The sequence below is a fragment of the Kutzneria kofuensis genome, from assembly GCF_014203355.1.
GTDB lineage: Bacteria > Actinomycetota > Actinomycetes > Mycobacteriales > Pseudonocardiaceae > Kutzneria > Kutzneria kofuensis.
Window position 1 is genome coordinate 8,243,427 of record NZ_JACHIR010000001.1, and the last position, 26,074, is coordinate 8,269,500.

General features: G+C 72.7%; 8 protein-coding genes (1 of these 8 running past the window's edge). 6 read left to right on the plus strand and 2 right to left on the minus strand.

What is annotated here, in order from left to right:
- The 3 genes from BJ998_RS37375 to BJ998_RS37385 form a co-directional block, all read left to right on the plus strand.
- On the plus strand, positions 1 to 14,730 hold the 3' end of the coding sequence (locus tag BJ998_RS37375) for a WXG100-like domain-containing protein (protein ID WP_184867996.1). 23,364 nt of this gene lie to the left of the window's left edge; 14,730 of the gene's 38,094 nt are visible here — the last part of the coding sequence; its start codon lies beyond the left edge, outside the window; its stop codon occupies positions 14,728 to 14,730.
- Positions 14,730 to 15,479, plus strand: coding sequence for a type VII secretion system-associated protein (locus BJ998_RS37380; protein WP_221338258.1), 750 nt, complete (start codon positions 14,730 to 14,732; stop codon positions 15,477 to 15,479). The genes BJ998_RS37375 and BJ998_RS37380 overlap by 1 nt, the downstream gene beginning before the upstream one ends.
- Positions 15,480 to 15,610: 131 nt before the next feature.
- Complete coding sequence (locus BJ998_RS37385) at positions 15,611 to 16,075, plus strand: hypothetical protein (RefSeq protein ID WP_184867997.1); 465 nt, start codon at positions 15,611 to 15,613, stop codon at positions 16,073 to 16,075.
- Positions 16,076 to 16,082: 7 nt separating this feature from the next.
- Here BJ998_RS37385 and BJ998_RS37390 read toward each other — a convergent pair whose 3' ends face one another.
- Positions 16,083 to 18,716 carry a LuxR C-terminal-related transcriptional regulator gene (locus tag BJ998_RS37390; RefSeq protein WP_184867998.1) on the minus strand — a complete coding sequence of 878 codons (2,634 nt, stop codon included), beginning with the start codon at positions 18,714 to 18,716 and terminating at the stop codon, positions 16,083 to 16,085.
- 223 nt (positions 18,717 to 18,939) lie between these two features.
- Between BJ998_RS37390 and BJ998_RS37395 the strand changes: the two genes are divergently transcribed.
- The 3 genes from BJ998_RS37395 (at position 18,940) to BJ998_RS37405 (ending at position 25,438) form a co-directional block, all read left to right on the plus strand.
- Positions 18,940 to 21,600 carry a helix-turn-helix transcriptional regulator gene (locus tag BJ998_RS37395; protein WP_184867999.1) on the plus strand — a complete coding sequence of 887 codons (2,661 nt, stop codon included), beginning with the start codon at positions 18,940 to 18,942 and terminating at the stop codon, positions 21,598 to 21,600.
- A gap of 19 nt (positions 21,601 to 21,619) precedes the next feature.
- Positions 21,620 to 24,031 carry a right-handed parallel beta-helix repeat-containing protein gene (locus BJ998_RS37400; protein WP_184868000.1) on the plus strand — a complete coding sequence of 804 codons (2,412 nt, stop codon included), beginning with the start codon at positions 21,620 to 21,622 and terminating at the stop codon, positions 24,029 to 24,031.
- Between the two features lie 228 nt (positions 24,032 to 24,259).
- Positions 24,260 to 25,438: a PucR family transcriptional regulator gene (locus BJ998_RS37405; protein WP_184868001.1), complete on the plus strand. Its 1,179-nt coding sequence runs from the start codon at positions 24,260 to 24,262 to the stop codon at positions 25,436 to 25,438.
- On the opposite strand, the gene BJ998_RS37410 is transcribed toward BJ998_RS37405, so the two are convergent.
- Positions 25,376 to 26,011: a helix-turn-helix domain-containing protein gene (locus BJ998_RS37410; RefSeq protein ID WP_184868002.1), complete on the minus strand. Its 636-nt coding sequence runs from the start codon at positions 26,009 to 26,011 to the stop codon at positions 25,376 to 25,378. The genes BJ998_RS37405 and BJ998_RS37410 overlap by 63 nt on opposite strands.
- Between the last annotated feature and the right edge of the window lie 63 nt (positions 26,012 to 26,074).

Consider the following 26,074-nt stretch of genomic DNA (forward strand, 5'->3'; position numbering starts at 1 on the left):
GCGTTGCTCGTGAGCCGCGCCGGCGAGCGGGCGGAACCGGGTGGCGCGGCGCGCGACTTCCGGGTCGAGCTGGCCGGCGACCTCGGTCACCGGCAGCCGGTGATCGCGCCGGGCGGCCCGCTCGATCTGCTGCTCGACCACGAGACGGGCCGTCCCGTCGCAGGCCTGCCCGACAGCGCGCAGTGGCGCACGTTCGTCGCCGATCGCAACGATTCGCGAGTGCTCGCGGACGGGCCGTTGGTGGCGGGCTGGCACGGCGGGACCGGGCTGCGCGACTGGTTCGCCACGCGGGACATCAGGCAGCACACGCTGGAGGCCGACGGCCGGGTCATCGGACTGACGTTCTCGTCGCGCCCGACCCCCGAGCAGACCTGGGCCGCCGGTGGCGGTCGGGACAGCACCGTCCACCTGGCGCCAAGGCAGAAACTCGGCGACGCCATGGCGGCCGGCAACCTGGACGTGCGCCCGGCTCCGTGGTCAGACCGGACCTTCTTCGTCGTCGCGCCGACCCATGTGAACCTGTTCGTCGTCGACATCGGCCGGGGCCATCGTGTCCTCGCGGGCCCGGCCTTCGCGCGTCTCGTCGCCGAGTCGGATGCGTTCCGTCGCGCACTGGCCGACGGCGCGAACGACGTCACCCTGCTCGTCTCGCACACCGGTGAACGCGGTGGCCCGGTGGCGGAACTGTTCCACCGGACGTTGGCCGACGAGTTCGGCTTCTCCGGCCGCGTGCACGCGCCGACCAGCCCGCTCGCCCTCATCCCGGGCGACGAGCACGGGGGTTCCCGGACGGTTCTGCACGGCGGCGAGTGGCGCACGTTCCCGGAGGGTGAGGGCGGCCCCGCTCGCCTGGACGGTGACTCGCCGCGTGGTGGCGACGGGCCGCGGGAGCGTCCGTTCGTTTCCACGGGTGTGCGGTCGAACGCGCTCACCCGTGACGATCGGCCGCTGGGGCCGGGCTTCCGGACCGAGCCTCCGGCCACTGTGGACGCCCGGAGAGCGGGCGCGCAGCTGCACGAGACGCCCAAGCGGCCGCCGATGCCGGTGCGGCAACGCGGCGTCGCGGCCGCGCCGCCGCAGCGGGTGACGCTGGCCGACTTCCTGGGCACACGGCCGTCCGAGCCGGTGGGTTCTCATGGCCGGTCTGGTGAGCATGTCGCTGAGGATCAGGGGCAGTCGGCGTCGCGGTCGCACCAGGAGGCGTCGGCGGTTGCTGGGCATCACTCGGAGTTGTTGGACTTCGGTGGTGGACTTGTGGAGCCGGCGCGTCGTGCGGAGGGTTTCTACAAGCTTGTCAATCATGACGTGTTCGTCAGTGTCGATGCCGTGCACAATCTGGGCGAGCGTGAGCGGCGGGAGGTGTTTGAGCAGGTCAGGCGGTATTTTGGCGAGGGTTTGACGCTGTATCGTGGTATTGGGTCGTGGCATCCGACGTGGCATCGGGTGCAGGATGGCGAGATTCCGCCGTTGGGTGTGATCCCGGTTCCGGATTACGACACTCGTAACACGAGTTTCGTGCCGTTCAGCGCGGACAAGGACATCGCCACGATGGCGGCGCTGAGCATCAGCGGCATGGGTGAGGGTGACAACGGCCGTTTTGTGGTTGGTTACGATCCGGCGGATGCGGCGCATCCGGTGGGGATGGTGCTGTCGAAGACGGTGTCGGCGGCCACGGGTGATCCGATTGCGTTCCTCAATTCGGGTGAGACGCAGCTGGGTGGGCCGATTCGTGGTTTCGACGCGGCGACGTTCACGATGGGCACGCCGTTGTCGGAGGTGTTGGGTGATGCCGACGACGGTATGACGCTGGCATCGATGATGCCGCCGAAGCCGGAGCCGGGTGAGGTCGCTGAGTATGTGGCCGAGTTCGGTGGTTTGCGGCATGATCCGAACCTGCCTTCGTGGCAGCCGGCTCCCGCTGCCGAGCACACCGAGGCCCATCCGAGTGCCACCGAGGTGGGTGCGGATGCGCAGAGCGCGGCCGAGCAGAACCACACCGACACCGAGCGGCGTGCCGGGGTGCCGGTTGCTGAGCGTGGTCCGGTGGTGCGGCCGGGTCGGTGGTCGGCGTTGTCGCGCCCGATCAGTCGTCTTGTCGGTCGTGGTTCTTCGTTTACGGGTGTGGACGCGTCCGGGCAGGTGCGGTCGTTCCGGCGGCGGGACGTCACCGCGCAGCCGTTGATCGTCGATGGTCGGGTCGCGGGGGTGTCGTTCCGCCCTGGTGACCGGCCGGTGGCGTTGCCGGTCACGGCGGATCACGGTCCGGTGTTCCATGTGGACGTGGACGCCACGGCGGACCGGTTCGGAGTCCGGTTGGCTGACGGCACGCCGGTCTCGGTGGATGGGCCGACGTTCGCGAAGCTGGTGGCGAAGTCCTCGCCGTTCCGTTCGCTGACCAAGCACACGGAGTTGGCGGCTGTCGCCCTGCCCGGGTCGCGGGCCGGAGCGCTGACCCACGCCGATGGTGCGGCGCACTCTTTCCAGCGCGGGTTGGCCGAGCTCGGCCGGGACGTGCCGGTGGTGGCTGCGGACGGGGCGCACCGTTGGCGGGTGTTCGGTGACGCGCACAAGGTGGCCTGTACGGGCGAGACCGGTCTGGTGCACGTGTTCGGCGCCGGCGAGGCCGCGGTCAGCCCGGTGACCCGTGGTGGCGAGGTCGTCGGCATGTCCTTCCGTGGCGAGCTGCCCGACGGTCTGCGCGACCCCGGCCCCGGGGACAGCCTCGTCGTGGCCGCGGCGCCGTTCCCGGACCGGATCGGTGTCACGTTGCTTGACGGGCGTCGGTTGTTGGTCTCCGGTGAGGCGTTCGCGACCGTGGTGGCGGATGCCGGTGTGTTCGAGCGGGCGCGGGCCAACCGCCCGGGCGGCATCACGTTGATGGCCTCGCGGACCGGTGAGATGGTCTGGCCGGGCGGTGGAGGCCACGACTTCCAGCGGGCGCTGAGCGAGCGTCTCGGTAGCGAGGTCGCGGTGACCGCGGCGCAGGAGGACCTGGCGCCGGAGATCTTCGAACAGACCGACGGACCGTACGGCCTGGAGACCATCAGGGAGGACGAGGAACTCGGTTCAGGACCTGATCCGGCGCGGTGGCACACGTTCGGGCCCCGGTCGCTCGACGGTCCGAACGAGCCGGGGAGCGACCGCGATTCGCACCCCGACGACGAGGGAGACGACGGTTCGGGCGGCCTGCGCCGCGACGGTGGCCCGACCGACACCGATCCGTTGCCCCCGCCGGATGCCGGGCACTCGCCGGAGCGGGTCGCGATCGTCCCCGCGCACGGCGCGCAGCTGCACGTTCCCGCGGACGGCGCCGAGTTCGCCCTCCTGGAACACAACGGCCGCCTCATCGACGTGACCGTGGTGACCCGGGCCGGGGAGGGTCTCGACCACGGACCGCTGGTGGAACTGCTGGGCGCGCGCCGGTCGGCGTGGTCGGACGGCTTCGCGGTGCTGCGGTGGTCGACCGACGCGCGGTCGCTGGCCGGAGCGCTCGGTGTCGACCGTGCGGCGCTGGAGGACGCGGCGGGGTGGCGGACGCTCGTCGTCGGGCCGCTGCCGCTGCCCGCCATCGACGGCGTCCACCCGGCGCGGCCGTCCGTGCTGGTCGACGGCGAGATCGCGGCCCGCCTGGTGGCCGCGGCGGAGCCGTTCCACCGCCTGCTGGGCGACGGTGCGCCGCACGCCCTCACCCTGCCTGGCGCGCAGGTGTCCCGCCAGGCCCACCATGACGAGGCGGGGCCGAGCGGCACCGCCCACGAGCACACCGGCACCAGCGAGATCGCGCCGGCGGACGACGGCGCCGGGCCGGGGGCGAACGGCACGCCCGCCACCACCGATCTCCTCGGGCCCGGCGATCTGGCCGAGCGGGCGCGGCGCGACCGTCCGACCGTCGAGGGTGACATCGACGGGGCGGCGCTGCGCGACGAGATCGCGAGGCTGATCGGCAAGCAGGCAAGCGGCGAGGACAGCGTGCTGCGGCGGCAGGTCGACTCGGCTTTCTCCGACGAGAGCCTCAAGCAGTACCTCCCGCAGGCGCTCGACGGCGGCATGGTCGTCGACTTCGGCGCGCGCGGCGGCCGCCGGGCCGAGGTCACCCTCGAAGTGGTGTCGGTGGGCAAGCCGAAGCCGGCCACCGAGCACGTGCCCGGCGAAGCGGCGGCCGAGAAGCCCGCCACGTCGGACAAGAAGGCCGAGTCCACGGACTCGAAGTCCGCAAAGGACGGCGAGCAGCCGGAGACCGCCAAGTTCCTGCACGAGCACGTCCAGGGTCCGGTGAAGACGAACATCGCCACGGCCCGCAGCACGGTCTCCACCGACGCCCGCTCCATCCGGGTGCCGCTGCCCTGGGTGGTGATCGGCGCGAAACTGGGCGGCCTGGTCAACGGGCGCGAGTCCGACTTCACCTCCAAGACCTCCCGCGACGCCAAGATCAAGCTGGAGGAGAAGGACGTCTCGGTGACCACCGCCGAGCACGACGTCACCTACCGGATCACCGTCCGCAAGCGGCGCGACTGGTTGGTGTGGCGCAAGGTCGAGCGCGTCGGGCACCACGACGTCGCCGTGAAGCTGTCCTGGCCGAAGTACCCCGAGCCGACCCGTGCCGTACTGCCCAGGATGCGGGTGGAGGCGCTTGCGCACGCCGAGTTCACCGGCGTCGGCGACCTCTACCGGAAGGTTGCGGCCGAGGCGGGCCTGCGCCAGGGCGACCCCGCGGTCCACGACTTCCGGGCCTGGCTGGAACAACTGCCGACCCGAGCCCACGAGCTGTTCGGCGGTCAGGCGGTGCGGGAGCACTTCGCCTTCAACGGCGGCAAGCCGGTCGAGGTGACCGTGGCCCTGCGGGCCCGTGGCGAGGAGGCCGGGTCCCACGGCAAGGCCGCGCCCGGCTGGAGCGGCGAGGTGAGCACCCTGCCCGGCGGTGTGGCGAGCCGGGCCGAGCGTGCCAGCGGCGAGACCATCTCCGGTCAGTCCTACACCCGCCGGCACGGTTTCAGCCTCACGTTCGCCGTCGGTCTGCTCAGCAAACCCACCGGCGGTTACGCCGGTGTCTTCTACAACCGCTTCGACAACACGATCACCGGCAGCAACATCGCCGAACGCCACGGCAGCGAGCTGAAGTTCAGCTACAAGGACACACTGGAGCGCCTGCAGACCGACCTGACCTACGTCGTCAGGATCGGCGACGACACGCGCAAGGCGTCGGGTACCGACACCGGCATCGCCCGTGACCACGTCCTCAACCAGCCGGACAGCGGCGCCGGTTCGAAGGTGCGGCCCTACCGGCCGGAGCGGGTCAAGGTCGCGCACCGCGAGGCGGAGCACGTGATCACCGCCGACGGCGCCGCGACCGCGTGGTTCCGGCCCGAGGACAAGATGCTCAAGGCGCCGGACGACGCGGCGCAGTCCCCGGAGGCGCCGCGCCCGGCCGACCCGCCGGGCGGCGACCGGTTCGAGGTGCCCGACCGACTCGGCGCCCGCTTCCGGCTGGACCGGGCCACCGCCGACACCATCGTCGGCCCGGTGCTCAACGAGCTGCTGGCCGCCGGCGCGATCCGTGCTGCCGAGGTGCCCCGGCTGGTGGACCGGTTCCGGATGTTCCTGGACGACCACGCCCGGGAGATCGTCAACGGTGACGGCGCCCGCTTCCCGCTCAGCGCCTGGCGCAAACACGCTCCGGACGTCTTCGTCCGCGGCGCCCTGGACCGGGCCGCGGGACGGCATGTCGGCGAGGTGCCCTCGGAGACCGTCGAGGGTTTCGTCTCGCTCAGCCACACCCACTCGGTCGAGGTGACCAGGGAAGCCGAGCGCGGCTTCGGGGTCACCGCCTCCGCCTTCGGCGGTCCGGACACGGCGAGCAAGGCCGGCAGCCACCTTCCGAAGGGGCTGGGTGACGACGCGGAAGCGGCCGGGATCATCGCCGGCGCGGCGCGCGACGGCCACCCGGACATGTTCTCGGCGGCCGGGGCGGTGGCCGGGGCGGCCGACGCCGACCACAAGAAGAAGCCGCGTGCGGTGTCCACCGGTGGCAGCCTGACGCTGAGCCGGGACAACACGAGCCGCGACATCGACAAGGTGGGGCAGCAGGTCGCGATCGAGCGGGACATCGCCGACGGGGACAAGGTGCACCGGTTCACCTACCCTGCCCGCTTCGAGGTCCGCATCGGCGGCCGCTGGTCCCAGCCGGATACGGCCGGGTGGCGGCACGGCCACGAACCCGGCCGCCGGGTCGTGCACAGCCCGGGGACGGTGGAGATCGACGCCCCGCTGCGCGGCGGCGAGGACGTCCCGGTCGACACCGAACCGAGCCGGGCCGACGAGCCGGTCACCTGGCACGAGGGCCCGCTGCCCGCCGACCGGGACCACTCGCTGGGCGAGCTGCCTGCGGGCTTCGAGATCGAGACGCTCAAGCCGGTCCCCGGCCTGCGCAACGCGATCGCGGAGCTCGTCGGTGTCCCACCGAAGAGCGGATGGCGCCACGTCCTCACCATCCCGTTCAGCGGCACGCTGCCGCCCCAGTTCGACGAGCACAAGGGCCGACGGCGCTACGACCGGCAGCTCGGGCAGCTGGACGAGCGCAATGTCGCCCTGGACGCGCTGGAGGAGTTCGCGAGCCCCGTCGCGCGCGCCACTCGGTTCGAGTCGGCTGTCCTGTTCCAGGACACCTTGCGGCTCAAGGCACACAGCCTCCCCGGTCTGCTCGGCACCCGTGAGCACACGGCCCGGGTGGACCTGAGCACCCGGCTCGGCGCCCCGCGGATCGTCGCCAAGGACGACGCCCACACCTTCCACGGCACCCGCCAGATCGACGCGTCCCGGGAGAACGCCGCGGAGACCACCGCCGAGACCAAGGCGCGCCTCAGCGTGTTCCGCACCGAGCCGGTCAGGGGTGTGTTCTCCACCGGCGCCGACCTCGGCCTGGGCATCGGCAAGCAGCACACCGACGGCATACTCGTGGGCGGCAAGGGACCGGTGAAGGCCGAGCACGAGCACACCGAACGCGGCTACCTCGTCAGTTTCGACGCGACCTACGAGGTGCGCGCGGACGTGCGACGCAACTTCGGCGACGTGGTCGGGTTCTGGCGCGAGCACGATTCGCTGCGCGGGCAGCGGTGGGCGGAGGTGCCGGATGCCGTGCGGGTGTGGGTGCCCGCACACGAGATCCACCACATCGGCGCGCTGTCGGACGCCGAGCTGGCCAAGCTCGACCCGGCCGACGCCGAGCACCACCGGACGAACCTGCCCGGCGAGCCCGGGGCCGCGGCGCCGGCCAGGCCGGCGCCGCGCCGTTCGGATGTCGGGCGCATGCCCGACATCGCGGAGGGCTCCGAGCACTCGTCCGCCGAGGGCGAGTCGCCCCACGGGACCGCGTCGCCGCAGGCCCAGTCGGAGCAGGCCGAGCACGAGGAGCGACCCGCCGCCGCACCGCGGCGCGACGAGGACGACCACGAGCCGGTGGGGGCGCCCGCCGAGGTCGGCCGCGGCGTGGGCAAGGTCGAGCTGTACCGGCTGGCCGCCGGCGCCGAACTGGTCCGGCAGGTCGAGGAGCGGCTGCGGCACTGGACCGGGAACAACGGCGGTGCGCTGTCCACGAGCAGGCTGGAACTGGCGGCGAAGACCCTGGTCGGCCCGTACGACCGGCTGCTGCCGCGGCACCCGTTCGAGCCGATCAACGAACGCCTGGTGCAGGACGTGCTGGGGCCGACGCTCGCGGGCAGCGTCGCCGACGCCGCGATCGAGGACATGCTCACCGGCGGCCGGTCGGTCTTCGTCGAGGGCGCGACCCCGTTCGGCAAGGTCGAGCAGCTTGTCGTGCTGCGCGCCGAACTGGGGGAGGGCCGGTACCACCGGACGATCAGCGAGGCCGTGGAGAAGACGAGCATGGAGGCCGAGCACGTCGCCGGCACCAGCGACCTGCGGCGTTGGCGCTGGGACGTGGGCCTGCGGTTGCTCGGCAACGTGAGCAAGTCGGGCCAGCCGGGCAGCCTGATGGCGGGCGGGCCCGGCCTGACGCACCGCGCCGGAACGAAGACCGAGGTGAGCCTGTCCCGGCGGGAGGGCGTGAAGACCGAGCGGACCGGCGAGGCCGTGCAGTTCGTGCACGACCTGCACATCACGATGGACGTGCACCCCTACGCCCGCGCTGGCCACTACAGCAAGGTGCTGCCGGACTGGATGCCGAAGCCCGGGCCTCGGCCGGTCGACGAGGTCTGGACCACCAGCTTCTCGCTCGCCGGTGCGGTCCGCTCGACGGTGCCGGCGGAGGACACCGTCCCGCCGCACCCGGAACCGGAGAAGATCCTCGACCGCGCCGAGGGGTCACTGGCGGACCTCGAGCGCGCGAACGACCAGGCCGTGCTGCCCGACGACGCTGTCCTGGTGGTCCGGCCGTTCGCCGCACCCGAACTCCACCACGCCCTGGACACGATTGTCTCCGGCGGCGACGGCAGGCCCGGCCTGCGCCCGCGGGCGGAGCACCAGGTGCGGGCGGCGGGCAGCACGACCGCGCTGCGGGCGAACCTGCCCACGCTGCTGTCGGACCGCGGCTACATGATCAAGGTCAACGGCGACGCGGTGTCCAGTGTCCGGATCAAGGCCGACCTCGTGGACCGGCAGCTGCTCCGGGTCCTCGACAAGCCCGTCGAACAGGAACTGCGCACCGACCACGAGGTGAAGATCACCGCGGACCGGCGCGGCGAGGTCAACGTCGCGGCCTCTGTGGACCTGCGCGCGGTCAGCGTGGACCACGTGCGCAGCCGTCCGACGATCCCGCTCGCCGACATCACCACGCCGGTCCTGCCGTGGACGGTCAAGGACAGCGCCACGATCAGCAGCACCGACAAGACCCAGGGCGCCGACGGCGGCGACCGGCGCTACCTCGTCAAGGTCCACCCGGTGTGGGAGGTCACGCCCGGCTACCGGTCGAAGCGCGCCCCGGAGGCCTGGAGCCAGCCACTGAAGACCGCGCCGGACAAGCCGATCCTGCTCGAGGTGAATCGCGCGGGCCTGGAGGCGCTCGGCCTGCGCGACCCGGACCCGGAGGCGCCCCTCAAGACCGACGAGAGCACGAGTGCCCCCGGGCACAGCCACTCGGATGTCGACGCTGCGTTCTCGGCCTTCGCGCCCCGGCGGACCCGCAGCCGACTGCGCTCGGACGGCGGCTGGGACTCCTTCGGCGCCGTCGGCGGTTTCTTCCTCGGCTTCCGCAGCCTGGAGCACACCGCACGCGACCTGGGGCCGCTGCCCGGTGCGATCGGAACCGACGGGCTGGCCGGACTCACCGACGGCGGCGAGATCCGCCGGTTCGCCCCCTCGGACGTGCGGACGCATCCGCTGGTCCGGCGCGGGGAAACGATCGGCATGAGCTTCCTGGCCGACCAGGAGCTCCGCTACGACCGCACGTGGGCCAAGGGGTACGTGCCCGCCGACGAGGTCACGCACTACTACGCCCCGGGCGTCCGGCCGACCTTCGACCGGGGTTGGGGCCACGACGTCCGCCGCACCCCGGCGCCCTGGCCGGACAAGCCGTTCTTCATCAGCACCCACGGGCACCCGGACTCGGTGGCGGTGCGGCTGACCGATGGCACCCGCCTGCGCGTGCTCGGTGACACGTTGGCCCGGCTGGTGGCCACTTCCGAGCCTTTCCGCAGCGCCGTCGGCCGCGACGACCCACGCGCGATCGCCCTGCTGGTCTGCTACGCGGGAACGGACGCCCGACCGGGAGGGGTCGGCTTCGACTTCCAGCACACGCTGGAGTCGGAGTTCGGCCACCGGCAGCCGGTCGTCGGCGCCACTCATGTCGTGGACCTCTGGCAGGACCCCAAGTACGCCAAGGGAAACCAGGTCAAGCGGTGGGTGCGCGGGCTGTTCACCGGCGACCTGCCGCGGCCGCGGGTGCCGTCCCGCACCGGGGTGATCGAGGGCGGCCACTGGCGGGTGTTCTCGTCCGGTTCGGCGGGCCTGCTCGGGGCCGATTCCACCGGCCGGACCCGCCATTTCACGCCCGCCGAGGTCCAGGCCACCCCGCTGGTCCGCGACGGCAGGACGGTCGGTGTGTCGTTCCGGCCCGACGCCACCGGGGAGGCCCCCGCGGCACGCGAGGGCTCGTTCCTCGTGGACGCGTCGACCGTGGGCGGCCAGTTCAGGCTCCGGCTGGCCGACGGCCGGACCCTGCTCGCCGAGGCATCCGCACTGGCCAAGGTCGTGACGCAGTCCGAGGCGTTCCGGGCGGCGGCCGAAGCCGGTCCGGTCGACTCGATCACCCTGCTGGCCAAGCCGAGCAACCCGGTGTTGCTGGGTCGCGCGCCGCACCCGATGGGCGACTTCCGGGAGGCACTGACCCACGCGTTCGGCTTCGACCGGCCCGTGCACGTGCCCGAGGAAGGCGGGTGGCGCACGGCACCCGGCCACGAGGCACGTCCCGAGCCGGTCGTGCTCGCGGGCGAGGTGTCCCACGGGCGCGCCCTCGACACCGCGGAACCGTCGTCCCAGGCCGCCGTGCCGGAGCCCGCACCGGTACAGCTGACGGGCAAGAACACGGCCACCGACCAGCCGCACTGGTTCCACCCGGAGGACGTCGGGGACAGCGAGCTGAGCGGGGACCGCGGAGGGCTGCACGGCACCGGCGCGGCCGGCCGGCTGTCGCTGTTCCGGCGCAGCGAGGTGGCGATGAGCCCGCTGGAACGTGGCGACCGAGCCGTCGGCGTGTCGTTCCGAACCGGCGACGACCTGAGCGCGGTCAAGTCGTGGGCCGCCGGCACGGAAGACCCGAGCGTCACTCACACGGTGGACATGAGGGCCTGGCGAGTGCACACGGAGCGGGCGCCGTGGACGGGTCACGCCTTCTATGTCGACACCCGGCACTCCGCCATCCAGCTCCTGGACGGCCGCGAGACGGGGGTCGACGGGGACACGCTGGCGAGGCTCGTGGTCAAGTCGGAGGCGTTCGGCCGGGCCCAGCACGTGGACGGGTTCGTGCTGCTGTCGTCCGCCGCGGGCGAGGGAGCGTTCGCCCACGACTTCGGCCGTGCGCTGGCGGAGCGGTTCGGCCGGGAGGAAACCCTCCACGCCCCGACCGGCGATCTCGACCTGGTGCCGGAGGATGCCGACACGGGCCGTCCGTCGCTGACCGTGGTCTGGGACGGCCGCTGGCGGCGCTTCCCCGCCATCGAGGCAGCAGGTCCGGATGGCGGGCCGATCCTCCGGGCGGGGTCGATCCCAAGCGCCCTGAGCGCGGTGGGCGACGCTGTGTCGGGCCTGCTGCACGGGACCGACGAGTCGGGCCAGATCCGGCACTTCCAGGCCGACGAGGTGGTCGTCGCACCGCTGACCAAGCGGGGGCGGCTCATCGGGGCCACCTTCACGCCCGACGAGGCCGGGCGTGCGCAGGACCTGCGCTGGGCCAGGGGCACGGGCCGTCGCCACACCTTCGTGCTTCCCGGCGGCGCCCGGTCCTATGACGCTGCCCGCGTCGCAGGCCTGACCCGGCAGGAGCGGCCGCCGTGGACGGGCAACGCCCTGTACCTGATGACCCACGGGCTGTCGAACGTGTTCCAGGTCGCCCTCGCCGACGGCACCCAGGTGGCTGTGGACGGCGCGACCTTCGCCAGGGTCGTCACCAGGGCAGGGGTGTTCCAGGACGCGCTGGCCGAGCTGCGGCCGGACTCGATCGCTCTGGTCATCTGCCTGGCGGGAGCGATCGACCGGCCCGGTGGCGCGGCCTTTGACTTCCAGCACACCCTGGCCACCGAGTTCGGGCACCGCCAGCCGGTGGTCGCGGCGACTCAGTCGGTCGAGCTGGTGCTCGACCGCTCAGCCGGTTCGCCGCTCGACCGGCTGACCGGGGCCGAGGTGTCGCGGACCGCGGTGCTGTTCGGAGGACACTGGCGGGTGTTCGCGTCGGGTCCGGCCGCGCTGCTCGGCGCCGACGCCGCCGGCCGCCCGCACCGCTTCGAGCCCGGTGACGTGCGGATCCGGGAGATCGTGGACGGCGGCCGTGTCGTGGGCGTCTCGTTCGGGCGGGGAACCCCGAGGCTGCCGGCGGGCTTCGCGGCTGACGCGTTCCATGTGGACGCTGCCGTGCGCGGGCACGGCTTCGAGGTCAGGCTCGCGAACGGCGCGACGCGCATCGTCGACGGCCGGGCGCTGGCGCGGCTGGTGGCCGAGTCGCGGCCGTTCCACGACGCGGCCCCGCACCGGTCGCCGAGTGCGATCGTGCTGCTCGACGCTGCCCCGGGGAGCGGCGATCGCGGTCCGCTGAACGACTTCCGGAACGCACTGGCCCGGCACTTCGGTCTCGAGCAGCCGGTGACCACAGTGGACGGTGCCCACGCCGCCGGTTTCGTGCGCGAGCCCGTGCCGCCCCGGCCGGTCGACACACCGCCGGGGACGATCTTCCGCGGCAAGGCTTCCCGCGTCGTTCTGACCGGCGTCGACGCCCGGGGGCGGGAACACCGGTTCGGCCCGGAAGCGGTCGAGGTGATCCCGATGCGCCGCGACGGCAAGGTCATCGGCCTGACCTTCGACGCCGCGGACTTCCGGACCGACCTCGAGTGGGCCCGCCGGGACCCGGCCGAGCAGCAGGTGACCTATCAGCTCCTCAGCGGGCGGAGCGCGGAGGACGTGTTCCACGGCCCGGACGCCCGGCGTGTCCCGTCGCCCTGGCCCGACGGCCCGTTCTTCGTCAGCACCCATGGCTTGCCCAAGTTGTTCCAGGTCAACCTGGTCGGCCGGCCCGACATCAGAATGAGCGGGACCGAGTTCGCCCGACTGCTCGGGTCGCTCGACCGTTTCCGGTCGGCGCTCGGACCGACCGACCGGCGTGCGATCGTGCTGCTGGTGTGCAGTGCCGGCACCCTCGTCGGCGAAGGCGGTGCGGCGCACGACTTCCAGCGCACCCTGGCCGCCGAGTTCGGCCACCGGCAGCCGGTCGTCGCCCCCAGCGCGAAGATGTACCAGGACACGGTGGGCGGCTTCACGCTCCTCAGCCCCGGGGACGAGTGGCGCACGTTCACCTCGGAGCGTTCGGATCTGCTGGGCGTGGGTGCGGACGGGCGCACGTACTACTTCCACCCGGGCGAGGTGCGGGCCGCTCGGTTGGTCGACGGTGGCCGGATCGTGGGTGTCTCGTTCGGACGTTCGCCCGGCCGAGAACCGGCCATTGTGGATGGCGCGGCACGGGCTGGGACATTCCACGTCGAGACTGCGCTGAGCGGTGGTGAGTTCCGGGTGTCGCTGCCGGGTGGTCGGGCGGTGCATCTCGATGGGGCGACGTTCGCCCGTGTGGTGGCGGTGTCGGCGCCGTGGCGTGTGGCGGGTCGTGGTGCGGGGTCAGTGGTGCTGCACGTGAGCGAGCCGCGCCGGCTCGACACGCGGCAGGATGAGGGCCCCACGGCGGCGCTTGAGGGGCTCCGGCAGGCGCTGGCGGCCGAGTTCGGGCACCACGGGGCCGTCACCATCGCCGGCGATGCCTGGCAGGGCGCTGCCCGGCCGCAGACCCTGGCTTTCCAGGGCACCATGAGGTCGGGCCACGTCCGCGAGTTCGAGGTCTCCGACGTCGTGGTCGGGCCGCTGGTCAAGCAGGGCAAGACGGTCGGGCTGACGTTCCGCGGCAAGCGGTACGAGCAGGTACTGGACCAGCAGTGGGCCCGCGGCCGGGGCAAGAGCGAGACCGTCGAGCTGCCGCCGGAGGAGAGCCGGTACTTCGAGGCACGGCACCGCGGCCTGGCGCACCCCATCCGCGCCCCGTGGACCGGCAACGCCCTCTACGTGGTGGCCCACGGGCGCCCCCACAGCGTCCTGGTGTCGCTCAACGACGGATCCGACGTGCCGGTGGACGGTGCGACGTTCGCGCGGATCGTGGCCGGCACGCAACTGTTCCAGGACGCGTTGGCCGACCGCCGCCCGGACTCCATCGTGCTGCTCAGCTGCTCCTCGGCGGCTGTGGACGGCCCCGGCGGCGCCGCCTACGAGTTCCAGCGGACGCTGGCGGACGAGTTCGGCCACCCGCTGCCGGTGACCGCTCCGACCACCGACGTGGAACTGGCGCCCGACCAGCCCGCCAGCGAGCTGGTGGAGCGGGTGATCGGGTACCCGTCGCGGACGGCGGTCGCCCGGGGCGGCCGGTGGCTGGTGTTCTCGACCCCGCCGGCCTCGCTGCTGGGCACCGACTGGCTCGGCCGCTACCGGCGGTTCGATGCGGCCGACGTGCAGCGGACCGAGATCGTCGACGGCGACCGGATGGTCGGTGTGTCCTTCGCCGCCGGCGCCGCGCGCCTGCCCGAGGACAGTCCGGCGGGAGTGTTCCATGTGGACATTCGTGCCGGGAGCCGCGGGTTCGAGGTGTCGTTGGCCGACGGCTCCCACCGGGGCGTGGACGGCCGCGCGCTGGCCCGGCTGGTGGCCGAGTCCCAGCCGTTCCTCGACGCCGTCGGCGACGGAGCGGCGCGGGCGGTCGTGCTGCTGACTCCCGGCGCCGGGAACGGCCCCGCACTGGACTTCCGGTCGGTGCTGGCTCGGCATTTCGGGCACGACGTGGCGGTCGTCGCCCCGGAGGGGCCCGTGCCGCAGCGACTCGGCCCGGACTTCGACGTGCTGACGCCGGACACGGGCTGGCAGGTGTTCCACGCTGCGGACGGCCCGGAACCCGTGAATGATTCCCCCGAAACTGTCTCGTCGAGGTCGCCGCGGCCCGCGCTGAGCCTGCGCCAGTTCCTTAATGGAGGGGGCGCCTGATGAACACGAGTAAGAAGGCCGAGGAGGCTGTGATGGCGGAGACCGGCACAATCGAGGAGACCCCCGTCAAGCTGGAGGGCGACCAGTGGGTCTTCCTGATCGACCCCGCGTGGCAGGCCGAGAACGCCGCGAAGGCCGAGGCCGGCGAGGGGGAGCCGACGCGCCCGCCGCTGGAGGTCGTGGTCGGTGGCTGGTTCGTCGCCGAGGACGGCGAGACCGGTCGGTTCCACGCCAACCCCGCCTATGAGCCCTCCTCGCCGGACTCGCCGACCGATCCCGTGGACGCCACCCTCCAGCTCGTGGTGCGCGGTGACGGCGACGCCGACCAGCTGCTGTCGACGATGCGGGAAAGCGCCTTCGGGATTGCCGTGAACGCCGAGAACACGCCGGTGGTGGTGCTGTCGCCCGACGAGGTGCCGTGCGTGCTGGTGGCCACGGCGCCGGCACACAGCCGGCGGATCGCGGAGGTCGAGGGGCTGTCGGACGTCGCGGCCTGGGTGGAGGTCACCCTCGACCAGTTGGTGGGCCTGCTGCCCGAGGAGGGGGTGGACGTGCTGCTCAACCCGGGCGCGCCCGCCTCGATGCGCCTGTTGGCCGCCGCACTGCGGGAAACCGTGGCCGAGGTGGGCGACGCCGCATCGGAGCAGCCGCAGGCGCGGCCGGCGACCGAGTCGGACACGCCGTCCAAGACGTCGGCGAAGCGAACCCGGTCCCCGAAGGCGCAGGTCGACGCCACAGCCGCGGGCTGACGGCCGGCCGCTACGGTCCTTACCGAGGCAGGCTCATCTTGTTCGAGAGGAGGGTAACTGTGTCGGATTTCCCTTCTGACGCCCCAGGTTCCGGTCCGTCCGCGGGTGGACCGCCGCTGTGGACCGGGTGGGTGGCGTTCGGGTCGGGGGCCGTCGTGGCGTTGAGCGTGGCCGGCGCACTCGCCCTGTCCCCGGTCGACCCCCGCTCGCCCGTCGTCGACGGTCGGGCCACCGCCGCGACGACCGCACCGTTGCCGCCCGGCGTCACCCCACTGCCGGCCCCCGGTGGCGGTTCGGCACTGGACAACCTGGTGATTTTGCCCGCCACGCCGGGAGATACGACGGGTGAGGCGCTGCAGCGGCCGGGGATCGGTCAGCGCCGGGCCGTGTCGGTGGTGTCGACCGGCCGACGGCCCCTCGTCGCGAGGCCGGCCCTGCCCCAACCGATCGCGCCGCCGCAGACGCCCACCGACCCGAAGACGAACACACCACCGCACCCGGTGCACAAGGCCAAGGGGCACAAGCCGACCCACCACCGAGCGCCGAGCCGTCACCGTCCAGCGGCCGGCGATCCGTGCCGGCACAAGCCGCAGTGAGGGATGCTCATCCCGTGAACTGGCCGCTGAGCATGGCCGTGGCCAGTTCCACCCGGCAGTGGTAGCCCGTGCGGGCGAACAGCCTCGACAGCCGCCCCTCCACGCTCTTCTCGCTGGCCTGCAGCGCGGTCGCTATCTGTTTGTTGCCGAGCCCCTCGGCCACCAGCACCGCCAGCAACCGCTCGTTCTCGGCGACCGTGGCCTGCCGTCCGGGTATCGATATGCCGTTGCAGCGCATCGTGTTGCGCAGCCACGCCCGGCTCATCAGCGCGTCCAACCCGCCGAGCAGGTCGTACGCCTCGGCCAGCAACGCCGGATCGGCCACTCCGTAGCGCACCAGTCGTTCCAGGAGCGAGGCCAGCTCCATGGGCTGGCCACGCCGCCGCGCCAGGTCGATCCCGGCCTCGGCCGCCTTCGGGTCCTTGTCCACGAGCGCGAGTAGCGCGAGACGGTTCAGCTCGGCCCGCCCGGTACCCATCTGCTTGGCCACCAACTCGACCTCACGCAGGCACTGCGGAACTTCCTCCTGGCACCCGGTGCGGACGGCGAGGTCGGCCAACGCGGTCCACAGCACGTCGGTGTGGACGACCAGGCCGTCGTCCTCGGCCTGGTCCAGGGCCTCCCGCAGCACCGCGCGCGCCTGCGCGGTCCGCCCGAGCGCGACCTCGATCAGCGCCTCCGGCACGGCCAGCAGGTGCCCCAGCGCGGGCCGCCCCGCCCGGCCCGCCGCCAGCAGTTCCCTGGCCCTCGCGAGCTTCCCGCGACTGGCCAGGATGGTCGCCGCCACCTGGTACATGCCCGCCTGGCCCACGTCGCTGCCGAACGGCGGCCCGGTGGCGATGCTCTTGCGGGCCAGTTCCAGGGCCTCGTCGAACCGGCCGCGCTCGGCCGCGACGAGGACGCGTCCGGGCAGGCGGAGGTGCTCGGCCGCGAGCCCGGTCTCGGCGAGCAGCTGCTCGGCCCGTCCCAGCTCGCCGAGGGTCAACAGCGCGCCGGCGTACCAGCAGGCCTGCTGCGGTCGCTGTCGCGGGTCGCCCGCGCCGGCGGCCAGGGCGGCCGCCGAGTTCTCGAACTCGGCCGGCTCACCGAACCAGAGCCGGACGAGCGCGCGCAGGGACGTGAACGCCGGGTCGAGGTCGTCGGCCGCCAGCAGGTCTCGTGCCTGTCGCCAGCGGTTGAGCAGCACCAGGGCGAGCAGCCGGAAGCCGCTGCGGTGCGGCTGCCCTCCCGGTCCGGGCAACCAGCCCTCGTCCGCGATCCGTTCCAGCACGGCGGTCTCGCCCGCCTCGTGCAGGGCGGTCAGGTGCACGAAGTAGACCTCGAGCAGCTGCCCGGGTGTGAGCTGGCCGGCCAGCGACAGCAGCAGGGCCTGCGAGGACTCGAGCGCCAGCAGGGGAGTGCCGCGGGCCAGGCATAGTCGTGCCTGCGTCAACAGGATCTGGGCCCGTTCCTGTGTGTCCGAGCTGAGGTCGGCGGCGGCCCGCAGCCAGCGGACAGCGCGGTCGGTGTCGATGAAGGACCGCCGGCCGGCGATGGCGAGCAGCGTGTCCTTGGCCCGGTCGGCCGGCGCCATCCGGCCGGCGCTCATCAGCAGGTCGGCCAGGTATCTGGCGTCCGGTTCGGGGGCCTCGCCGGCCCAGACCGCGGACACGGCGACCTGCGCCATCCGGTGTCGCTCGTACGGGCCGAGCACCCAGCGCAGCGCGAATCCCAGCAGGGGCGGCCGAAAGCTCCACGTCCGCTGTGCCCGGCGGAAGCGGAGCACGCCGGCGGCCTCCAACCCGGCCAGCAGCCGCCGGGCCTCGCTCTCGGGTACTCCCAGGGCATCGCCCACCAGCCGCGGTGCGGCGTCACCGAGCGGGCCGAACACCGCGGCCGCCTTGGCCGCCGCCCACACGTCCCGGCCCATCCGGCGGATCGGCAGCACCAGGGCGTCGCTGTCGGGCAGGTGCGGCGCACCGTCGACGGGCCCCAGGAAGGCGTGCCGGTCGACGAACCGGACGAGGTCGTGTTCACGCATGATCCGCAAAGCCGCCGTCACCGTGGCCGGCCAGCCCCGGGTGGCCCGCCACAACAGGGCGGCCAGCTCCGGCGCGGGCTTGGCCCCGATCGCGCCCGTGACCAGCGCGTCGAGCCGGCGCGGCGGTAGCGGGCGCAGCCGCACGTGCTCGGCGAGTCCGTCCCGTCGCAGCCGCGCCAGCATGGCGACCATGGCGGGCTCGACGGCCGACGGCAGCGGCAGGGCGACCGTGCACAGGCTCCGCGTGCCCGTGGCGGCGAGTTGCCGCACCAGCCCTTCCAGACCACCCACGGCCGCCGCGGCGACGCGTTGGATTTCCTCGACGACCAGCAGCGTCGGAGTGTTCCGCCGGTCCTCGAAAGAGGGGATCCGATCAGCCAGGTGGAACAAAGGTGTATTTTCGCTGAACGGAAGGTTAACTGTCGTCAGGCCTTGTTCCTCCGCGCAGCTGCGCATTTCGGACAGCGCGCGGGACAGTTCGGCGCCCGCGGGCCCGCTCAGCACCACCAGCGGGCGGCCCGGCATCCGGAGCTTGTCAACGATGTCGACGACGAGATCTCGGAAATCGCCGGCTTCGCCTTCCGGCGTGTGGCCACTGGGCCGGGGCATCGGTCGCGTCATGGCGGCTGGTCACACTCGTCTCACCACCCCTGGATCGGTGTCCGCTCATATGCGTGGAGGAACTTGTGAGGGAAGTCCCCATTGTGAGCGAACTTTCGCTGGGGCGGCCTAGTGCGTCTACGGACCGTGACAGACTATCCCCGCCTGTAGGTGAGCGCTATGCCACCTTTAGTGGTATGCGCCGCTCATCGGGTGAGCGTGTGAACAATTGAGGAGGCGGCCAGTGTCCCGGGAGTGTGGTGCCTTGTCGGGGCGGGACGAGGAGATCGCGAGAGTCGACGAGCTCGCCGGCCGGCCCGTGCTCATGCTCGTTCGAGGTCCGGCCGGAGCAGGCAAAACGTCCGTGCTGGCCGAGGTGCGGCGCGGCTGGGACGGCCGTGGCGTGAAAACAATTCATGTTCGCTTTTCCGATGACGTTCCGAGCTGGGACCAGTTCGGCGCGCTGGCCGTGGTGAGCACATTCCGCGAAAGGTTCAACCAATTCGGTGATTCGCGGATGGCCGCGGCGTTGGCTGCGGTGAGTCGACTCTGTGTGCCCGAGACCTACTGTTCCGGACGTGCGCGTTCCGCGCTGTTCGCCGAGTTGGTGCGACTGTTCGGCAGTCTCCGGCACAACGAGCTCTCGGCCGTGCTGTTCGACGACCTGCACGCCGCGCCCAACCCCGGCCTCGTGGTGACCGCCGCCCGGCACGCCGGGTGCACCGTGGTCGCCGCCTGCCGGGAGGACGGAATCGCGGAGCCGACCTCGCTGGGGATGCTCGCCGACCATGTCCTCGACCTGCGGCCGCTGACGGAGGCGCAGGTGGACGAGCTGATGACGGGGGCCGTCCGGGGCGTGCTCGACCAGTCCGTGGCGCCCGCGGTGCGCACCGCCCTCGGTTCGCTGTGCGGTAATCCGGGCGCCGTGCTGTCCGTTCTCGAATCACTGCGACAGCAGGGGCGGCTCGTGCCGCTCCGGGGCATGGTGTGCCTGGCCGACCCGGACCAGCCGATCGCACTGCCCGCCGATCACGAGCTCGTCCGCCTGGTGGAGCGGCTGACCGACACGGGGCCGCAGTTGGTCGCGCTCGCCGCGACCGCCGACCGGTTCCGGGTGGACGATCTGCTGGCATTCGCCGAGTCCACGGGCCGGGACCTGGGGGCCTGCGGCCGGACCGTCGACCTGCTGGTCGCCGCGGGCATCCTGGCCTGCGACTCGCAGGGCGCGCTGTCCGTGAGCTGCCCGGCGCTGGCCACCACGGTGCTGGCCGGCCTCGGCGAGCACGCGGTGCTCGCTCTGCACGGTGGGATCGCGGAGCACCTGCTGCGCGCCGGCCACCCGCGCCTGCCGCAGCCGGCACTCGTGGCCGACCATGTCGCACTGGCCGGCGCCGCGTTGCCCCCGACCCCGGACGTCGTGCCGCTGCTGTGTGCGGAGGCGACCAGGGTGCTGGCGGCCAAACCCGAACTGGCCGCGCGGTGGTACCGCGCCGCGCTGGCGCACTGTCGGGCGGACGACCCGGCTCGGGCACGGGAGTTGACCGGATCACTGCTGCGCCTGCTGGTGCGGATCGGGCGCTACGACTGGCTGGGCGACTTCGTCGCCGAGGTGGTCGCGGCGGGCGTGCCGGACGGGCAGCGGTACGAGGTTGCTGTCGGCGCGGCGTTGGCGGCCCTGCACACAGGGGCCCCGGTGCCGTCGAAGGTGTGGGATGAGCTGGTGGCAGACCCGGCCGGCCGGGCGCCGCTGGAGTTCACCACCCGCTGGTTCGAAGGCCGCGAGGAGATCCGGCTCGACGAGCTGGCCGCCGCCTTCGCCCCGTTCCGCGTCGGAGACCTGCCCGACGGGCCGCAGCCGACGCCCGACGACTGGGGGATCGCCGCCGGCCGGCACGACCTGGTGGTCCTGTTCGGCTACCTGCTCGGTGACGAGTACGGGCGGCCGCGCGGCGGCCCGCTGGGGCTGTACCACCGGGTCATCACCGGATACCACCGCGGCGAGTGGGCCGAGGTGCTGTCGGCGGCCCGGGCGCTGGAGCTCTGCGGGCCGGCGCACACCCCGGTCCACCAGCTGTCGCGCCTGCTAGCCACCGAGATCCGGGCCTGCGAGGGCGAGCTGAAGCTCGCGGCGGAGTGGCTGGCCGAGGCCCGTGAGGACTGCCCGTTCCCGGCCATGTGGAGCTGGGCCGAGATCGGCCTGCTGTGGCGGGCCGGCGAGGTGCAGCGGGCGATCGACGCGGGCTGGCGGGGATACGAGCGGGCCGCGGCGGCGGCCGAGCGGGGCACGGTGGTGGGGCTGCACTGGCTCCTTGTCCGGCTGGCGATGCTGGAGTCCGAGGCCGGCAACGTGGACAAGCTGCTGGAGCTGAGCGAACTGGCCCGCAAGTGGTACGGGCGCTACGGCGGCCGCCGGCTGCAGATGGCCGAGCTGATGCTCGGCGGCCTCGCCGAACGGGACTTCGCCAGCGCGCACACCGCCGTCGAGGTGCTCCGCAAGCACGACAACCAGAGCGAGCTGATGCGCGCGTGCCTGATCGCCTCGTCCGTCGCCGACGAACCGCGGCCCTGGCTGCACGAGGCGTACGACATCGCCAAACGGCTCGGCGGGGACCGGCTGCGGATGGTGATCAAGGCGAGGATGCGGGAGTGCGGGGTGACCCCGCCCCGACAGCGGGCCGCCAGCCAGGAGCTGTCCGAGGTCGAGATACGCGTCATCGCGCTGATCCAGCGCGGGCTGACCAACCGGCAGATCGCCGCGGCGGAGCGGGTCAGCGAGAAGACGGTGGAGAGCTACCTGACCCGGCTGTTCGCGAAGACCGGCTGCCGTTCGCGGCTGGATCTCGCCACGGCGAGCCTGGAGGGACGTCTCACCCTGCCCGGGTGCGACCGGAGCGGGACGGCGTGACAGGGAAAGGACAGTGCACGTGGCGCACGACGTGATCATGGTGACGCAGACCGCCGCGCCGGGGCACCGCTCCATCACGGACGCGGTCGAGGCGGCCCGCGACGGCTCGGTGATCATCGTGAGCGCCGGCCAGTACTACGAGAACCTGGTGCTGACCAAGGCCGTCACGGTCGCCGCGGAGGACGGCCCCGGCACCGTCCGGGTGGTGGCGCCGTCGGGGCCCACCGTGGTGCTCGCCGCCGACTCCGCGGCCCTGTCCGGGCTGACCGTCGAGGCGCAGGACGAGGAGAGCCCCGCGGTCGTGGTGGCCTCGGGCCAGCTCGGCCTCACCGAGTGCCGGGTCACGGCATCCGGGTGGTCGGCGGTGTACGCGCTGGACCGGGGGGCGGTGCTGATGCGCGGCTGCGACGTGTGGAACCCCGCCGGCGCCGGGATCGTGGTCACCTCCGCCTCGGGCAACATCGTCGACTCCTGCACGGTGCACGACGTGGGCACCTCCGGCGTCGTGGTCGCCGAGCACGGCGAGCTGGTGATGCGCGCGTGCTCGGTGCGCGACGCCGGCGGCAACGGCATCTGCCTGAACGGACACGGGCGGCTGACCGCCACCGACACCACGGTGACCGCGACGGCCAAGCCGGCGGTCGCGATCGAGCAGCACGCCGGCGCCACGGCCACCCGGCTGACCGTCTCCGACGTGCCCGGGATCGGCGTGTACCTCGCGTCCTCCGGCAGCATCCTGCTGGAGGACGGGTCGGTGACCGGTTCGGGCGCCGAGGGTGTGCTCACCACCGAGTCGTGCGCGCCGGTGCTGCGCCGGTTCCGGGTCAACCGGGCCCGCGAGCACGGGTTCCTGTTCAGCGGCCGGGCCGCGGGCAGCGCCGAGGAGTGCGAGGCCAGCGACATCGCGGGCGCCGGCGTGAGCGTCCGGGAACGCAGCACCACCGAGTTCACGCGGATGACCGTGTCGACGTGCACGGCGAGCGCGGTCAGCCTGGACGGCGCCGCGGACCCCTTCTTCCGCCGGCTGCGCGTGGTCGGCTGCGACGGCGCCGCTGTCGAGGTGGCGGACAACTCGCGGGGCCGCTTCGAGAACGTCGAAGTCGACCGATGTGGCCGCAGCGCGTTCGTGGTCAGCGGCGGCGCGCGCACGGAGGTGACGGGTCTGAGCGCACGCGGCGCCGGCGCGGCCGGGGTGCTGGTCGAGCAGGCGGCCGTCGCGTTGACCGACTGCGACATCGCCGAGGTCGGCGGGGACGGGCTGCACTTCGGCGCCGGCGCGGAGGTATCGGTGACCCGGTGCCGGGTGCGCGAGAGCAAGGCCAGCGGGTGCCACGTCGCCGAGGGGGCCAGCGCGACGGTGGAGGAGTCGGAGTTCGCGGCCAACGTCGGCGACGGCATCCACGTGCTCAGCCAGGACATGGTCCGGCTGGTGGCGTGCACGGTGCGCGACAACGGCGGATCCGGCCTGCGGCAGGCGCGGCCGAGCGCCAACCTGACCGTCGACGACCTGCGCAGCGGCACCAACGGGGTGCGCGATGCCTACGGGTCGGCCGCCGCCGCGTCCGCGGTGGCCGAGGCCCCGCGGCCGGCCGAGCAGCTGTCGTTCGCCGGACGTCCGCCGGGCGATCCGCTCAGTGAGATGAACTCGTTGGTGGGCCTGGATGGCGTCAAGCGCGAGGTCAACTCGCTGGTCAACCTGAACCTGATGGCCAAGCGCCGGCAGGAGGCGGGGCTGTCGGCCCCGCCGATGGCCCGCCACCTGGTGTTCGCCGGTGCGCCCGGCACCGGCAAGACCACGGTCGCGCGCCTGTACGGCGCTGTCCTGGCCGATCTGGGGGTGCTGCGGTCGGGGCACCTGGTCGAGGTGGCCCGGGCGGACCTCGTGGCGCAGATCATCGGCGGCACCGCCATCAAGACGACCGAGGTGTTCACCAGCGCGATGGGCGGTGTGTTGTTCATCGACGAGGCGTACACGCTGAGCATGGGGCAGGGCGGCACCGGGCCCGACTTCGGCCGCGAGGCCATCGACACCCTGCTGAAGCTGATGGAGGACCACCGCGAGGACGTGGTGGTGATCGCCGCCGGGTACTCCCTGCAGATGCGGGACTTCCTCCAGGCCAATCCCGGCCTGGAGTCGCGGTTCAGCCGGACGATCGAGTTCGAGAACTACACGCCCGACGAACTGGTGACGATCGTCCGCATGCACTGCAAGCGGCACGACTACCGTATCGAGGACGCCGCGGCGGACGTGCTGCGCGACTATTTCGAGCGAATTCCCAAGGACGGTACGTTCGGCAACGGACGCACCGCGCGCAAGGTGTTCGAGGTGATGGCCGACCGGCAGGCCTCGCGGCTGACCACGGCCGGTACGGTGGCCACGGCGGAGCTCACGCTGCTGACCGCCGAGGATTTCGACGAGTCGATGGTCTGATCGCCGAGTCATCGGGGCCGTGGCACGCGTGACGTGTCGCGGCCCCTTCTCGTGTGGCCGTGTCGTGTATACGACTGCTGAGGGTTTTCCCGCTTCCGGCCGGCCGACAACGCGGCGGCACTCACCGTCGCCAGGGCGTTTTCTAAAATGAATCGGTGAACCGGCGGCGCCGGCAATTCTCGTGCGAATTCACTCATATGTCGTGCGGCTGATGGACGGGACTTCACGATGACGGTGCTAGACGACCGACCTGGCCCGCGGTGGCCGCGCCCGGTGACGGTGCTGGACGAGCTGACCGAACTCGCCGACCGGCTGAGCAAGGGCGTCCTGCCCGTCGAGGCCCGGCCGGCGGCTCGGGTCCTCTACGGCGAGGCGATCCGGATCTACGCGCGGGTCCTCGACGGGGAGCCGGGGGTCGGCCCGGACCAGCGGGCCCGGGTGCGTGCGGCCGGCCGGGCGCTGGTGGCCGCCGGTGGCTCCCCGGACACGGCGGCCGACCATCTCGGCCGGGTGCTGTCGCACCTGGTGGAGGTCGCGGTCGCGGAGCAGCGGCCGCAGCGTCTGTCCACTGTGGTCAGCGTCGGGAACCTCGTGTTGCGCGACCTGCTGACCGGGGCGCGGGACGCCGGTCCGGAGCGGGGGAGCCGACCGCGGTGGGAGGTCGTCCAGCGGTTGGTCGCCGGCGAGGTCCCGCCCGGCGCCGAGCACGAGCTTGCCGCCGGCTACGACATCGTCCTGCTGCGGCCGTCCGAGGACGTGCCCCGACCGCGGCTGGCCGAACTGCTCGACGAGTTCGAAGGCCTCGGCGTGCTCGGCGCGCCAGTGGACGCGAGTGTCGTGCTGCTCATTCCGGCCACCCTCGACTACTCGCCCCAGCGGGCGGTCGAGCACTGGGCGGCCCGACTGGGCGCGAGCCCGTGGTGCGCGACGGCGCACCGGTCCCGAGACCGGATCGCCTCCGGGTACGAGGAGGCGGCCGACATCCTGACGCTGGCGGTGGCGTCGGGTCGCCCGCCGGGCGTGTTCCGCCTCGACGACTTCCTGATCGAGTACGCCGTGCTGCGCCAGTCCGCGGTCACCGACAGCCTGTTCGCGATCGTCAAGCCGGTGCTGGCCAACGACATGTTGCGCGAGACGCTGTCAGTGCTGATCGAGTCGGACTTCAACCGCAACGCCGCGGCGCAGGCCCTGTACATCCATCGGTCCACTTTGGACTATCGGATCCACCGCATCGAGGAGGCCACCGGCTACAGCCCGATGAGCGGCCGGGGCGCCCAGGTGCTCACCGTGGCGATGACCGCGAGCGCGGTCGCGGACGTCGTGCGCAGGCGCGAAGTCCCCGCCTCACCGACGCGTGATGCCGTAGCCGGTCAGGGTTTCGCGTACGGCAAGCGCTGTAGCCAGTAGGCCGAGTCCGCGCGGGTTGGTCGGTCGGTGTCCGCTGAGCTGTTCGATCCGCCGCAGCCGGTGGTCCAGGACGCCGCGGTCGACCCCGAGATCGGCCGACGCCCTGGCCAGGTCCCCGTCGGCCGAGATCACCGCGCGCAACGTGGCGTGCAGGGTCAGGTCGCCGACCAACCGCCCGGCCATCGCCGACAGCCGGTGGGCAACCGCCGGGTTCCTCGCGGCGGCGTACTCGACGAGCACGTCCTCCACGCGATGCACGCCCGCGGCCTTGCCGGTGAACAGGGCGAGTGCCGCGACATGGCGGGCCTCCTCCTCGGCCGATGCCACGTCCCGCCCCGACCACGCCACACCGAGCCACGTCCCTGATCGCACGCGATCCGGCAGCATGGCGAACGCCTCGCCGCACCGTCGCACGCCGTGCGGCTTGTCCTCCGCCGGCAGCACCAGCGCCCCGTCGGCCGTCCGCCGCACCGACCCCAGCCGGTGCGCAAGCCCGCCGAGCGGGTCGGCGCCGGCCGCCTCGTGACATGTGCGCGCCGCCACGACCACAAACACGTCCGCACCTGATGTCATGGTCGGCACGCTAGTTCCGCGCACCGGGACTGCGTCGGTGACCGACATCTCTTCCGCACGGTG